A 13,423-nucleotide genomic window follows, 5' to 3' on the forward strand; every position below is an offset into this window, starting at 1 on the left:
TGGAATCTCGCCGTCACGCCCCGCTGAGTCGTATCCTCGTGGCACAACGAGTGGCACGAGGATGTGGAGACACGATGAACGAGAGCATTGTCGCGGGCAAGACCTGGGTAGCTTTTGGCTCGGCCGGCGCGGTCGGATCGATACATTCGCGTGACGACGGCTACGAGGTGCGGATGCTGGGCTCTGGCGAGACGGGCGTGTATCCGAGTCTTGAGGTGGCGCAGCGTGCCCTCCATGCGAATCTGCTGCCGGGGGCTGAGCGCCCGGAGTTCCGGGAGCACTAGGCCGACACTGCTCCTCCACCGGGGGTGCCTCGGGTGATCGCCCCCAGGTGGAGGAGCGTTCCCGCCACGCACCGCGCTGGCGTCAAAGACTGTCGGCATGACAGACAACATCACCCTGACCGGGCTCGTCGCAACCGAGCCAAAGCACCTCACCACGAGTGAGGGCCTGCCCATCACGAGCTTTCGGCTCGCCTCGACCCAGCGCCGATACGACCGCGCAAAACAATCGTGGGTTGACGGTGACACCAATTGGTACACCGTCACCGCGTTCCGCAGGCTTGCCTCGAATGCCGCCATGTCGATCACGAAAGGCCAACGCGTCGTCGTCACCGGGCGTCTCCGCCTCCGGGAGTGGGAGAGCGGCGAGCGCAGCGGTCTCGCGGTCGAGGTCGAAGCCGAAGCGATTGGCCACGACCTCACGTGGGGCACAGCACAGTTCAGTCGCAACGCGGCCATCGTGTCAGTGCCAGATGCAGTGCCAGATGCGGTGCCGGATGCCGCGCCAGAGGTCGCGGCAGGCGGTACCGTCGCAGAGGCAGCGCTCGATGCGTCGGCGTCGGGCTGGGCGACACCGGGAGCCAACGAGCCTGCGCTGGAGGGAGCATCCGGGGTGGACGGCGCGCGCGACCAGACCCCCTTCTGAGCGGGTGCGACACGAGCGGATGCTCGATGCGGAGCGCTGCCCGACTACGCGAGATGTGCCTGAACTAGCGCGCTGCACGAATAGAATCGGGTGTCGGCGGGTTGTGCGTCGAGCAGTCGATCGGCGAGGAGACCCGTGAACGAGAATGGCTTGCGGGGGATCCGCGTCGCTGTCATCCTCACGGTCGTTCTCGGGATGGCGGCCGGATGCTCGGCCCCGAGCGACACGACGCCATCGCCGTCTGGAACTCCCGCCATCACACCGTCGGACATCCCAGAAACTCCCCCCGAGTTCATCGCCGATGGCACCGCAGAAGAGAATCGCGACTACTTCGACTATGTCGTCTCCACCCACATCGCCGACGAGGGCGCCCTCAGTCGTGACGGATTCATCGCGGTGCTTGTCGAAGCAGGATGGACGCGTGACGCAATCGAGGCAACGGCCGACACAACGCCGCTCGGCAACGCGGCCGACGCCATCACCTTCGCCGTGAGGATCGGGGCCGAATGCCTCATCGGCCAGTGGAATGGCGCCTATTCGAGCGCCGTGGCTTCGCAGCTCGCGAGCGGCACATGCCTTGTCGGCACCCCCCAGCCTGCCGGCTGATCGCGTGATGCGCCCTGCGGGGGCACACAGCAGCGGCAACTAGACTCAGGGGCATGGCCGAATACATTTACTCGATGGTCCGCGCCCGCAAGGCGGTCGGCGACAAGCTCATCCTCGACGACGTCACCATGGCGTTCCTGCCGGGGGCGAAGATCGGCATGGTCGGCCCCAACGGTGCCGGCAAGTCGACCATCCTCAAGATCATGGCGGGCCTCGACACCCCCAGCAACGGCGAGGCCAAGCTCACGCCGGGCTTCAGTGTCGGCATCCTCATGCAGGAGCCGGTGCTCGACGAGACGAAGACCGTGCTCGAGAATGTGCAGGAGGGCCTCGGCGAGATCAAGACGAAGGTCGACCGCTTCAATGCCATCTCGCTTGAGATGGCCGAACCCGACGCCGACTTCGACGCGCTGCTCCCCGAGATGGGCACCCTGCAAGAGGCCATCGACGCCGCTGATGCGTGGGACCTCGACTCCCAGCTCGAGCAGGCCATGGATGCCCTCCGCTGCCCGCCGTCCGACTCCCAGGTCGCCCACCTCTCCGGTGGCGAGAAGCGCCGCGTCGCCCTCTGCAAGCTCCTCCTGCAAAAGCCTGACCTGCTCCTCCTCGACGAGCCCACCAACCACCTCGACGCCGAGAGCGTGCTGTGGCTTGAACAGCACCTCGCGCAGTACTCGGGTGCCGTCATCGCCGTGACCCACGACCGGTACTTCCTCGACCATGTTGCCGAGTGGATCGCCGAAGTCGACCGCGGCCGCCTCTACCCCTACGAGGGCAACTACTCCACGTACCTGGAGAAGAAGGCCGAGCGGATGAACATCCAGGGCAAGAAGGATCAGAAGCTCGCGAAGCGTCTGGCCGAAGAGCTCGACTGGGTCCGCAGCAACGCGAAGGGTCGCCAGACCAAGTCGAAGGCGCGACTCGCTCGTTACGAAGAGATGGCTGCCGAGGCGGAGAAGACCCGCAAGCTGGACTTCGAGGAGATCGTGATCCCCGTCGGACCGCGTCTCGGCTCGCAGGTGATCGACGCAAAGAACCTCAAGAAGGGCTTCGGCGACCGAGTGCTCATCGAGGGCCTCTCGTTCACTCTCCCTCGCAACGGCATCGTCGGCATCATCGGCCCCAACGGTGTCGGCAAGACGACCCTCTTCAAGTCGATTGTCGGCATCGAGCCGCTCGATGCTGGCGACCTCAAGATCGGCGAGACCGTGCAGATCTCGTATGTCGACCAGAGCCGCGGCGGCATCGACCCGAACAAGACACTGTGGGAGGTCGTCTCAGAAGGGCACGACTACATCCAGGTCGGCAAGACCGAGATCCCGTCGCGCGCCTACGTGTCGCAATTCGGGTTCAAGGGCCCAGACCAGCAGAAGAAGGCCGGCGTGCTCTCCGGTGGTGAGCGCAACCGACTGAACCTTGCCCTCACCCTCAAGCAGGGCGGCAACCTGCTCCTGCTCGACGAGCCCACCAACGACCTCGACATCGAGACGCTGTCGAGCCTTGAGAACGCGCTCCTCGAGTACCCCGGCTGCGCCGTCGTCATCACCCACGACCGGTGGTTCCTCGACCGCATCGCCACGCACATCCTCGCGTGGGAAGGGTCGGCCGAGAACCCCTCGTACTGGCACTGGTTCGAGGGCAACTTCGAGGCGTACGAAGAGAACAAGATCGAACGCCTCGGCCCGGATGCCGCGAAGCCGAGCCGCGCCACCTACCGCAAGCTCACGCGCGACTGACCGCCGGTCGCCCCTGCTCGGGTCGCCCTCTTCTGGAGGGCGGCCTGAAACTGGTCGATGCAGAGCCCAAGCACGAGTGCGACCGCGACGCCGATGAACGCCCCAAGCAGAGGGTTCTCGTGCGCCCACTGGCCGGCGATGACCCCGATGGCGGTGCAGTAGCCAGCCCAGGATGCTGCGGCGACCGCCGCAATCGGAACGAACCTTCGTCTCCGCATTCCGGTCGCCCCCGCCGTCAGGTTCACGGCAACCCGACCGACCGGGATGTAGCGGCCCACGATAATCGCGAGGGCTCCGCGGCGCTCAAGCGCCCGCCCGGCCCAGGTGATCGCGGCACCCGCGCGGCGTCCGCGCATCCATCGGAAGCGATCGAGGCCAATGCGGCGGCCGACCGCGTGCGCCGTCACGTCGCCGAGCAGCGCGCCGGCCGCGGCCGCCCCGGCGAACGCAAGGATGTTGGGCTCACCGCCCGCCTGCGCGACAGCGACGACGGCCACGAGCACCGTCTCGCTCGGCACCGGCGGAAAGAAACCGTCGATCGCAGCGAACGTGAACATCACGAGGTAGAGCCACGGCGACGCCGCGAGGGTGAGCACGAGATCGGTGAGCTGCTCCATGCCTACAGCCTCGCCCGGGCACCCAGCCCGCGACATCCGGTATCGCCCCCACTGCACCCTGAACTTGGGCACGCAAAGAACTTGGGCACGCAAAAGCGCCGGCCACCCGAGGGTGACCGGCGCTTGCGCGTGCTGGTGACGCGACCTTAGTCGACGAGGATGCCCTCATAGGCGTCGCCGTACTGCTCGATCCAGGCGTCGACGGCCTCAGCCTCGTTGCCCTCGCCGTACTCGTTGACCACAAGGTCTTCGAGCGCGCCGTAGGCCTCATCGTCGAGCTTGATGCCCGCAATGTATTCGGCGGCCTCGGGGTACTCGTCCGAGAAGCCCGCAGTGCCGAGGAAGTGGAGCGATTCGCTCTCGCCCATGCCACCCTTGGGGTCTTCGAGGTCCTTGATGTCGAAGGCGGCGTTCGCCCAGAAGGGGCGCCACATCGTGACGACGATGTCTTCTTCGGCCGCGATGGCGTTCTCGAGCTCGGTCAGCATGGCTGCCGTCGACGAGGTGACGAGCTCGTAGCTGTCTTCCAGCCCGTAGGCGGGCATCATCGAGTCCTGCGTCACGCCGGTGAGGCCTGCCCCCGGCTCGATGCCGTAGATCTGGCCATTGAACATGTCGGCGTTGTCGGCGAGCTCGTCGAGCGAGTCGATGTCGGTGTACGACGGGACGGCGATGGTGAGCACCGCGCCGTCATAGTAGGCACCGAGGTCTTCGATGTCGTCGCCGTACTCATCCATGTAGTCGGCGTGCGTGACCTCAGGCCATGCCGACGGGTAGATGTCGACGTCGCCATTGGCGAGGCCGGTGTAGAGCGGGGCCGCCTCGGTGAGCGTCTCCATCTCGACCGTGTAGCCCATCTTCTCGAGCTGGTCTTCGAGGAGGTACGCGGTGCTGAGGCCGTCGGTCCAGCTCGGGATGTAGCCGAGCGTGATCGTGCCCAGGTCTCCGTCGCCCGAGCCGGTGTCGGCGCTGTCGCCGCCGGCGCAGGAGGCGAGGGCGAGGGTGAGGCCAGCGGCGCCCGCGATGATCGCGGTGCGGCGCTTGAAGGTGCGTCCGAGTGTCATGTATGTGTTCCTATTCTCTTCTTTTTCTTGTCTTCTTCTGTGGGGGATGAGTCTTGGGGTCGGCTGCTCCCTGGGGGGCGGTGCTACGCGGTTGCCTCGGGAGCGAGGCGTGACGCGCGGGCCCGACGCACGATCGCGAGGGCCGAACCGCGGTGGGAGCTGGGGGCGCCGAGTGCAGAGGTGACGCGGTCGAGGAACACAGCGAGAACGACGACGCTGAGACCCGCCTCGACGCCGCGGGCAATGTTCAGGGTGGAGATCGCAGCGATGACCTCCTTACCGGATCCGTCGGCGCCGGCGAACCCGGCGACGACCGCCATCGAGAGGGCGAGCATGATGACCTGGTTGATGCCGGTCATGATCGTCGGCGCCGCGAGCGGGAGCTGGATGCCGCGCAGAATCTGTCCAGGCTTCGCACCGAAGGCGTGGCCTGCCTCAACCTTTTCCGGGTCGACCCCGCGAATGCCGAGCTCTGTGAGGCGGACACCGGGGGGCAGCGAAAAGATGATGGTCGAGACGACACCGGGAACTACGCCGATGCCGAAGAACAGCACAGTTGGGATGAGGTAGACAAGTGCCGGCATCGTCTGCATGAAGTCGAGTACAGGGCGCACCATGTTGCTGACGGTTTGGCTGCGCGCAGCAAGGATTCCGACCGGAAGCGCGATGGCGATTGTGATGACGGCGGCCACGAGCACGAGCGCGAGGGTCTGAAGGGTCTGCACCCATTGGTCCATCGCGACCACGAGGAGGAACGTCACGATTGTCCCGACAGCGAGTCTCCACGAGCGCACAACCCAACCGATCAGCCCGAAGACGAGGATCAGGATGATCGCGGGAACAGCGACGAGCACGTCGGTGAGGCCTTCGATCAGGGTGCTGAAGGTGACATCGATTCCGTCGAGTACGGGGGCGAGGTTGAGTTTGATCCATCTGAGGATCGTCTCGATCCACTCGCCGACTGGGATGCGGAAGTCGTCCATCAGCGCAGCTCCTTCGTTCCGGTCTCGCTCGTATCGGCGGAGCCGTCTGGCGCGACCATCGCGAGCAGTTCATCGATCACGGTTGTCGGCACCGCCTGCTGCGGAATCGTGAGTTCGCCGGTTGCTGTGATGCCCGGGCCGAGTGCGGCGAGCAGGGTGACTCGCGGGATCACTCCAACCAGGCGCCCCGTAGCATCCGTCACCGCGAGTGGTACTTCGGATTCGACCGCTGGAACGAAGAGGTCGATGAGCACGTCATCGACACTGACCACGTGGGGAACAGGGCGGATGATGCCCGCGAGCGAGTTCTCGCCCTTCTGCACAAGACGCAGGGCATCGCGGTCGCGGACGATGCCGAGGAGCGTGCGGTCACGGCCGACAACGTGGGCTGCCGAGGCATAGTTGTCGCGCATGGCGCGGAGGGCGGTACGGGGACCTGCGCCATCGGCGACGATGGAGTGCGGACGCTCCATGACATTGCCGGCCGTGAGCACGCGCGCACGATCGACGTCTTGCACGAACTGCTCGACGTAATCGTTGGCGGGGTCGGTGAGGATGTCCTCTGGTGTGCCGATCTGCACGACGCGGCCGTCGCGCATCACGGCGATGCGATCGCCGAGGAACATCGCCTCGTTGAGGTCGTGCGTGATGAAGATGATGGTCTTGCCGAAGCGCTCCTGCAGCTCGAGGAGCTGCTCCTGCATCTCGCGGCGGATGAGCGGGTCGAGTGCGCTGAACGCCTCATCCATGAGCAGGATGTCGGTGTCGGCCGCGAGGGCACGGCCGAGGCCGACGCGCTGTTGCATGCCGCCAGACAGCTGGCCCGGCACCTTCTGCTCGGTGCCCGAGAGCCCGACGAGCTCGATGATCTCGCGGGCACGCTGCTCCCGCTCGGCCCGCGGGACCCCGCGCAGCTCAGCGCCGTAGGCAACGTTGTCGAGCACCGTGCGATGGGGCAGCAGCGCGAAGTGCTGGAAAACCATCGAGATTTTCTCTGCTCGCACCTGCCGAAGTTTCGCCGGCGTGATGCCGGTGATGCTCGTGCCGTCGATGACGACCTCACCCGAGGTGGCCTCGAGGAGGCCGTTCAGCATCCGGATGAGCGTCGACTTGCCCGAGCCAGAGAGCCCCATGACGACGAAGATCTCGCCCTTCTTGACCTCGAAGGAGACATCGATGACGGCGGCGGTGGCGTGGTCGGCGAGCTCGCTCCTCGTCACGCCCGACTTGAGTCGGCGGACGGCGTCGTGCGGCTTCTTTCCGAAGATTTTGTAGACGTTCTTTGCGCTGAGCGCGGTGGTTGATGGGATCTCGTTCACGTGTTCCTGTCGGACACGCTGCGCGGGAGCATGACGTGTCTTCGGGTTGTGGTCCGGGTTTGCAATGCCAGGCATCGTCGTGGGTTCTCGTCGATGCTGGGGCCTCCGCCATGGGGCGGTTCCGCCACTGCGTCACCATACGGTCGACATGTGAAACGCTGCGATGTCGATCGCGGACCTGGGCGTGTCGGCCAACGTCGGCGGCCCCCCTCGGCCGCCTGTTGACCTTCCTACGGTAGCAATCGACGGCCGCATCGGCGAATGGCGATAGCCTGTTGAGGGTGTGCAACGCCCGTCGCGACACCCGCGCATGCCTGTCATGGCAGTCATCGGGCGGCGTTGCACAACTGTGACCTCGAGACCCGTGTGGGGAGCCCGATCAGTGCGTATTCACATCCCTGTCACCCTCCGATGGGGCGACCTCGACGCCTACAACCACGTCAACAACGTCGAGATTTTTCGAGTGCTCGAAGAGGCGCGCGTTCGGGCATTTTGGGCACCGGATGCGACGGTGCCGCAGCAGCTCGGCGAAGAACGCCTGCCCACCGCAGTGTTCGACCCGTCGGCGGGTGCCATGAGTCTCATCTCCGGCCATCGCATCGAATACCTCCGCGCGATCGACTACCAGAGGGCCCCGCTTGACGTGCAGATCTGGTTCACCCGGCTCAGCGGGGCGCGAGCAACCATCGGCTACGAGATTCACAGCGGCGTCGGCCTGCACGCGCGGGCATCGAGCACCATGGTGTTTGTCGACGCACGCGAACAGCGGCCGCGCCGGATGACCCCGGAGGAATTGGCGGCATGGGAGCCGTACCTCGGTGAGCCGGTGGAATTCTCCGGCCGATCGTAGCGGCGCCCCTCGTAGTGGCTACGGGGCGGGGGCTTCGCGCGGGATCCGCACCATGCCTTCTTGCGCGACGCTCGCGATGAGCGCCCCATCGCGCCGGTAGATGCGGCCGAGCGAAAGACCGCGCCCACCGATCGCGTTCGGCGATTCCTGCACATAGAGCATCCACTCATCCACCCTGCCGAAGCGGTGCCACCACATGGCGTGGTCGAGGCTCGCGACTTTGAGCGACGGCGTTACCCACGGCACACCGTGACGGCGCATGATCGGTTCGAGGAGTGAATAGTCACTCGCGTAGGCGAGGGCGGCGCGGTGGAGGCTCGGGTCGTCTGGCATGGGCGAGGTCGCTTTCATCCATACCGCCTGGTGGGAGACGCGTTCGCCCGCGACCGTGAGGTAGATGGGTGAGGTGATGTAGCGCATGTCGAAGGGGCGGCGCTCGGCCCAGTTGCGCGCCATCGGGTGGTCGATGTCGCGGAGGTGGTCGGCCGCCGTCGGCAGGCTCTCCGGCTCTGGCAGATCGTCTGGCATGTCGATCTGGTGGTCGAGCCCGTCGTCGGATTCTTGAAACGAGCAGATGAGCGACATGATGGGGACGCCGTCTTGGTATGACTGCACGCTGCGGGCAGAGAACGAGCGGCCGTCATGGATGCGCGCCACCGAGAAGGTGATGGGCTTGGAGGCGTCGCCAGGGCGGAGAAAATAGCCGTGGAGCGAGTGGATCACCCGCTCATCGTCGAGCGTGCGCATGGCCGCGACGATGGACTGCGCAAGCACCTGGCCGCCGAACACACGACCACCCGGCTGCCACTGGCTTGCTCCCGTGTAGATGTCATACGCGGTGCGCGCACCGGTGTCGGTGAGGTCGAGGGTGGCGAGCAGTTCGGTCATCGGTGTGTCGCTCATGCGGCCCCCAGAGTGTTGTGCCGCCAGCATGCCGGCGCCGGTCGTGGTCGTCGTCAAATAGTGTAGGACCCGCGATGACTACCAGCTTCTCCCTCTCGGACTCCCTCTCCCTCGACGACCTGCACCTCTTCTTGAGCCGTGCCGGGCGTCTCGAAGATGGCGCCGTGCGCCTCATTGCGGGGTCTGGCGTGCTCGCGGTCTACACGGGCGTCATCTTTCCCATCGGCCTGCTCGACGAGAGCCCGACCGTGCTCGGCCTCCGCACGTTCGCCCTTGTCGAGACCGATGGCGCCGCCGCTGCGTTCGACGTGGTCGTGCCGATGCGCTCCCTCGTTGAACGCCTCGTCCGCCTGCAGGGGCAGGATCGCGACCGGGGGGCGCCCGTCACAGTTGGCCTGCCGATCCAGGTGAACACGGCGACGTGGGCCGCGATCTCCCCGCCGCGGGGCGGGTGGCGCACACTGCCGAACACGGATGCCGCACTGCTTGAGCAGACCGCCCGCGCTGGCATCGCCGAGATTGCTGAGGCGCTGCCAGACGGCACGGGTGAGCAGATTGTGCATCGCGTGCGTTCCGAAGTGTGGGGCCGCGGCATCCCTGGCCTCGAATACGTGCCGGCGGGTGCGGCGTTCGGATGCTTCGCGCTCGGGTTCCTCGGTGAGCCCGCCGCAGGGCAGGTCGGGGTGTTCGAGACGGGTCCGTGGACGAGGCTCAGCACGCCGCGCGGCCATGTGCTCGTGCGCCGCCGAGGGTGGACGCTGCAGCGCTAACGGCGACCGGGCGTCGGTGACCTTTCAGCGACGACAGCGCGGTGCGCGGATGAGTGCCGCGCTCGGCCGGATGTGCTTGATTTCTCGGCCGCGCGTGCGTAGCGTCACCTTCACCGGGCAGAGTTGCCCGGTCGGTCGGCGCCACAAGCACCGGCCGAGAGGATCGTGCCCACCACGGCTCACCTGCTGCGGTCGGCACCGGTCGAGGAGGCAGCGTGAGCTCAGTCATTGCCAACACCAGCCACCGTGGCGCGTCACCGAGTGGCGACGCCGCCCATCGGCAGAGCACCTCACCAGAACCGCCCCCCGACCGATCCGCTGAGCGCGGCAGCGCCTTCGCTCCACCGCGGCAGCTCCTCACCCCCGAGGGTCATCGCGTCGCCGATGACGAGCTCGACCGCTGGGTCACGGATGTCACTCCGGATGCCCTCCTCCGCCTTCACGAGGACATGGTCGTCGTGCGCCGCATCGATGTCGAGGGTGTCGCGTTGCAGCGCCAGGGCCAGCTCGGACTCTGGCCACCACTCTTCGGGCAGGAGGCCGCGCAGGTCGGCTCCGCTCGGGCGCTGCGCACCGACGACTTCGTGTTCACGAGCTATCGCGAGAACGGGGTCGCCTACTGCCGCGGCGTGACGGTCGAAGAGATGATGCCGTTCTGGCGGGGCACGGCGGCATCCGGCTGGAACCCCTACGACCACGGCATGGCAACGCCGGCCGTGATTATCGGGGCGCAAACCCTCCATGCGACCGGCTACGCCATGGGCTGCGTGAAGGATGGGGTCGACTCGATCGCCGTCGCATACTTCGGTGACGGCGCGACAAGCCAGGGTGACGTCAACGAGGCGATGGTGTTCGCCGCAACCTTCCGCGCCCCCGTCATCTTCTTCTGCCAGAACAACCATTGGGCCATCTCCGAACCCGTGAGTCTTGTGGCGCAGCGCCCGCTCGCCGACCGCGCGCCCGGCTTTGGCATCCCGAGCATCCGGGTCGATGGCAATGATGTGCTCGCGGTGATGGCGGCGACGCGCTCGGCGATCGCCCGCGCGCGCTCGGGTGGCGGGGCGACGTACATCGAGGCGGTCACCTATCGCATGGGGCCGCACACGACCTCGGATGACCCGACCCGCTATGTCGACCCGCTCGAACGCGAGGAGTGGGCGGCGAAGGACCCGATCCTGCGGCTCGAGCGCCACCTCGAGGCGATCGGTGTACTCGACGATGAGCGCAGGGCTGCACTTCAGGCGAAGGCTGATGCCGTCGCGGCCGAACTGCGAGCCGCGTGCCTCGGACTGCCAGACCCGGAGCCGCTCGCCCTCTTTGATCACATCTTCACCAAGTCGACCGCGGAACTCGACCGGCAGCGGAGCCACTACGCCGCCTATCTCGCCATGTTCGACGCGGATGGGGCCACATCATGAGCGAACTCACCCTCGCGGGGGCGATCACCTCGGGTCTGCGGCACGCCCTCAGCGATGACGAGCGCGTCGTGCTCATGGGGGAGGACATCGGCAAGCTTGGCGGGGTCTTCCGGGTGACGGATGGCCTGCAGCGCGACTTCGGCGGCGACCGGGTCATGGACATGCCGCTCGCGGAGGCGGGCATCCTCGGCACGGCGGTCGGCCTCGCCTACCGCGGGTTCCGGCCGGTCGTAGAGATCCAGTTCGACGGCTTCATCTATCCGGCGTTCGACCAGATCATCGCGCAGGTCGCCAAGCTCCACTACCGCACGCGCGGGGCGGTGCACCTGCCCATCACCATCCGGGTGCCCTACGGCGGTGGCATTGGCGCTGTCGAGCACCACTCTGAGTCCCCAGAGGCGTATTTCACCCACACGGCGGGGCTGCGGGTCGTGACGTGCTCCAACCCGCAGGATGCCCACTGGATGGTGCGTCAGGCGGTCGCGTGTGACGACCCAGTGCTGTTTTTCGAGCCGAAGCGCCGCTACTGGGTCAAGGGTGAGGTCGACGAATCGATGGATGCCGCACCGCCGCTCGATCGCGCCCGCGTCGTCGTCGAGGGCGCCGATGTGACCTTGGTCGCCTACGGGCCGCTCGTCGCGACCGCGATCGATGCTTCGATCGCCGCGCGGGATGACGACGTCTCGATCGAGGTCATCGACCTGCGCTCGCTCTCGCCCGTCGACTTCGCGACCGTTGAGGCGTCGGTGCAGAAGACGGGGCGACTGGTCGTGACACATGAGGCGCAGCGCTCGGGCGGGCTCGGCGCGGAGATTGCGACGAGCGTGACGGAGCGCTGCTTCGCGCACCTCCACGCGGCACCCGCCAGAGTCACTGGACACGACGTGCCGTACCCGGCCTCGCGCCTCGAAGACCACTTCGTGCCCGACCTCGACCGCCTGCTCGATGCCGTCGACCGCGTGCTCGGTCGCGCCAACTCACTCACCGGATGGACAGCATGAGCCTCAAGCAATTCACCCTGCCGGATCTCGGCGAGGGCCTCACCGAATCCGAACTCGTTTCGTGGGAGGTCGCGGTCGGCGACACGGTCGAGCTCAACCAGATCCTCGGCGAGGTTGAGACGGCAAAAGCGCTCGTCGAGCTGCCATCGCCCTTCGCCGGCACGATCGCAGGTCTGCTCGTCGAACCCGGCACCTCGGTGAAAGTCGGCACCCCCATCGTGACAATCGAGACAGCGGATGCTGCGGCCGAGGAGCCAGCGGCGCCTGCGGCTCCTGCGCCTCCCGCGCCTCCCGCGCCTCCCGCCGGTCCCGTACCTCCCGCCGCCCCTGCGCCGCCCGCCGGTCGGCCCGAGCGCACCTCGGTGCTCGTGGGTTACGGCCCCAGGGTCGGCACGGACGAGCGACCGCGGCGGCGGCAGCGGCGCGAGGAGTGGAACGAGGGCCACGGGGGAGCGGAGACGCCCGAACCTCGCGAGGTGCTGGCGCCGCGGCATCCGGAACCTGCATCGTCGGATGCGGATGCACGCCACCCGATCAGCGGGGTGCGCAAGCGTATGGCCGAGGCGATGGTGCAGAGCGCGTTCACGGCGCCCCACGCCAGCCTGCACCTCACGGTCGACGTCACCGCGACCCTCGCCCTGAAGGACCGGCTGCGGCATGACGCTCGTCTTGAGGGGCATCACGTCGGACTGCTCGCCCTCGTTGCGAAGGCGTGCCTTGTGGCGATGCGACGCACGCCCGCGATCAACAGCCGGTGGGATGCGGAGCACGGCGAGATCATCGAGTTCGCGCACGTGAACCTCGGTGTCGCGGCGGCGACCGAGCGGGGGCTCATCGTGCCGAACATCCGCGAGGCCGACCGGCTGTCGCTCGCGGAACTCGCCGACGCGCTCGGGGACCTCACGGAGGCGGCCCGCACGGCATTGACGACGCCGGCACAGCTCACTGGCGGCACCTTCACCATCACGAACGTCGGCGTATTCGGGGTCGACGCTGGCACGCCCATCCTCCCGCCGGGAGAGGCGGCGATCCTCGCGGTAGGGGCAGTGCGCCGGCAGCCCTGGGAGCACGACAACGGCGTCGCGCTGCGCGACATCATGACCTTGACGCTGTCGTTCGACCATCGACTCATCGACGGGCGGCAGGGCTCGGAGTTCCTCGCTGACGTCGGCAGCATCCTGCGCGACCCAGGCGTGGTGCTCGCCTTCGCGTAGCCCACGGTCGGGGGT

The 13,423-nt window shown here is 67.1% G+C and carries 14 protein-coding genes; 9 read left to right on the top strand and 5 right to left on the bottom strand.

Features of this window, described 5'->3' with window-relative positions:
* Positions 1-74 precede the first annotated feature (74 nt).
* The 4 genes from ACY48M_RS02635 (at position 75) to ettA (ending at position 3,269) form a co-directional block, all read left to right on the top strand.
* Entirely contained in the window at positions 75-284 is a 210-nt protein-coding gene (locus ACY48M_RS02635) for a methyltransferase (RefSeq protein ID WP_462818688.1), read from the top strand.
* A 97-nt stretch (positions 285-381) separates the two neighbouring features.
* Positions 382-927: a single-stranded DNA-binding protein gene (ssb, locus tag ACY48M_RS02640; RefSeq protein ID WP_462818689.1), complete on the top strand. Its 546-nt coding sequence runs from the start codon at positions 382-384 to the stop codon at positions 925-927.
* A 135-nt stretch (positions 928-1,062) separates the two neighbouring features.
* On the top strand, positions 1,063-1,533 hold the full coding sequence (locus tag ACY48M_RS02645) for a DUF6993 domain-containing protein (RefSeq protein ID WP_462818690.1): 471 nt from the start codon (positions 1,063-1,065) through the stop codon (positions 1,531-1,533).
* A 53-nt stretch (positions 1,534-1,586) separates the two neighbouring features.
* Positions 1,587-3,269, top strand: a complete 1,683-nt coding sequence (gene ettA / locus ACY48M_RS02650; RefSeq protein ID WP_462818691.1) for an energy-dependent translational throttle protein EttA — start codon at positions 1,587-1,589, stop codon at positions 3,267-3,269.
* Here the strand turns inward: ettA and ACY48M_RS02655 are convergent.
* The 4 genes from ACY48M_RS02655 to ACY48M_RS02670 all read right to left on the bottom strand — a co-directional run bounded on the left by ACY48M_RS02655 (position 3,245) and on the right by ACY48M_RS02670 (position 7,243).
* Complete coding sequence (locus tag ACY48M_RS02655) at positions 3,245-3,886, bottom strand: DedA family protein (RefSeq protein WP_462818692.1); 642 nt, start codon at positions 3,884-3,886, stop codon at positions 3,245-3,247. The two genes, ettA and ACY48M_RS02655, sit on opposite strands and share 25 nt — an antisense overlap.
* Positions 3,887-4,032: 146 nt before the next feature.
* Positions 4,033-4,950 (bottom strand): glycine betaine ABC transporter substrate-binding protein, encoded by a 918-nt coding sequence (locus ACY48M_RS02660; RefSeq protein WP_462818693.1) that lies wholly within the window; start codon positions 4,948-4,950, stop codon positions 4,033-4,035.
* A gap of 83 nt (positions 4,951-5,033) precedes the next feature.
* Positions 5,034-5,933 carry an ABC transporter permease gene (locus tag ACY48M_RS02665; RefSeq protein WP_462818694.1) on the bottom strand — a complete coding sequence of 300 codons (900 nt, stop codon included), beginning with the start codon at positions 5,931-5,933 and terminating at the stop codon, positions 5,034-5,036.
* Positions 5,933-7,243, bottom strand: coding sequence for a quaternary amine ABC transporter ATP-binding protein (locus ACY48M_RS02670; protein WP_462819242.1), 1,311 nt, complete (start codon positions 7,241-7,243; stop codon positions 5,933-5,935). Before ACY48M_RS02670 ends, ACY48M_RS02665 begins: the two co-directional genes overlap by 1 nt.
* Positions 7,244-7,634: 391 nt before the next feature.
* On the opposite strand from ACY48M_RS02670, the gene ACY48M_RS02675 reads away from it, so the two are divergent.
* On the top strand, positions 7,635-8,102 hold the full coding sequence (locus tag ACY48M_RS02675) for an acyl-CoA thioesterase (protein WP_462818695.1): 468 nt from the start codon (positions 7,635-7,637) through the stop codon (positions 8,100-8,102).
* 18 nt (positions 8,103-8,120) lie between these two features.
* Here the strand turns inward: ACY48M_RS02675 and ACY48M_RS02680 are convergent, their stop codons facing one another.
* Positions 8,121-9,005: an acyl-CoA thioesterase gene (locus ACY48M_RS02680; RefSeq protein ID WP_462818696.1), complete on the bottom strand. Its 885-nt coding sequence runs from the start codon at positions 9,003-9,005 to the stop codon at positions 8,121-8,123.
* A gap of 74 nt (positions 9,006-9,079) precedes the next feature.
* Here ACY48M_RS02680 and ACY48M_RS02685 point away from each other — a divergent pair, with 74 nt between their 5' ends.
* The 4 genes from ACY48M_RS02685 (at position 9,080) to ACY48M_RS02700 (ending at position 13,408) form a co-directional block, all read left to right on the top strand.
* Positions 9,080-9,775 carry a DUF8185 domain-containing protein gene (locus ACY48M_RS02685; protein WP_462818697.1) on the top strand — a complete coding sequence of 232 codons (696 nt, stop codon included), beginning with the start codon at positions 9,080-9,082 and terminating at the stop codon, positions 9,773-9,775.
* 215 nt (positions 9,776-9,990) lie between these two features.
* Complete coding sequence (locus ACY48M_RS02690) at positions 9,991-11,193, top strand: thiamine pyrophosphate-dependent dehydrogenase E1 component subunit alpha (protein WP_462818698.1); 1,203 nt, start codon at positions 9,991-9,993, stop codon at positions 11,191-11,193.
* Positions 11,190-12,194: an alpha-ketoacid dehydrogenase subunit beta gene (locus ACY48M_RS02695; protein WP_462818699.1), complete on the top strand. Its 1,005-nt coding sequence runs from the start codon at positions 11,190-11,192 to the stop codon at positions 12,192-12,194. The genes ACY48M_RS02690 and ACY48M_RS02695 overlap by 4 nt, the downstream gene beginning before the upstream one ends.
* The gene (locus tag ACY48M_RS02700) at positions 12,191-13,408 is read left to right on the top strand and encodes a dihydrolipoamide acetyltransferase family protein (protein ID WP_462818700.1); all 1,218 of its coding nucleotides are present in this window, start codon (positions 12,191-12,193) and stop codon (positions 13,406-13,408) included. The genes ACY48M_RS02695 and ACY48M_RS02700 overlap by 4 nt, the downstream gene beginning before the upstream one ends.
* Positions 13,409-13,423 lie beyond the last annotated feature (15 nt).

It is taken from the genome of Homoserinimonas flava, assembly GCF_054969005.1.

What these genes read in the sequence shown, in the direction of transcription:
- ACY48M_RS02635 (WP_462818688.1), top strand. Translation starts at nt 75, where the DNA reads ATGAACGAGAGCATTGTCGCGGGCAAGACCTGGGTAGCTTTTGGCTCG.
- ssb (WP_462818689.1), top strand. Translation starts at nt 382, where the DNA reads ATGACAGACAACATCACCCTGACCGGGCTCGTCGCAACCGAGCCAAAG.
- ettA (WP_462818691.1), top strand. Translation starts at nt 1,587, where the DNA reads ATGGCCGAATACATTTACTCGATGGTCCGCGCCCGCAAGGCGGTCGGC.
- ACY48M_RS02655 (WP_462818692.1), bottom strand. Translation starts at nt 3,886, where the DNA reads ATGGAGCAGCTCACCGATCTCGTGCTCACCCTCGCGGCGTCGCCGTGG.
- ACY48M_RS02660 (WP_462818693.1), bottom strand. Translation starts at nt 4,950, where the DNA reads ATGACACTCGGACGCACCTTCAAGCGCCGCACCGCGATCATCGCGGGC.
- ACY48M_RS02665 (WP_462818694.1), bottom strand. Translation starts at nt 5,933, where the DNA reads ATGGACGACTTCCGCATCCCAGTCGGCGAGTGGATCGAGACGATCCTC.
- ACY48M_RS02680 (WP_462818696.1), bottom strand. Translation starts at nt 9,005, where the DNA reads ATGAGCGACACACCGATGACCGAACTGCTCGCCACCCTCGACCTCACC.
- ACY48M_RS02685 (WP_462818697.1), top strand. Translation starts at nt 9,080, where the DNA reads ATGACTACCAGCTTCTCCCTCTCGGACTCCCTCTCCCTCGACGACCTG.
- ACY48M_RS02695 (WP_462818699.1), top strand. Translation starts at nt 11,190, where the DNA reads ATGAGCGAACTCACCCTCGCGGGGGCGATCACCTCGGGTCTGCGGCAC.
- ACY48M_RS02700 (WP_462818700.1), top strand. Translation starts at nt 12,191, where the DNA reads ATGAGCCTCAAGCAATTCACCCTGCCGGATCTCGGCGAGGGCCTCACC.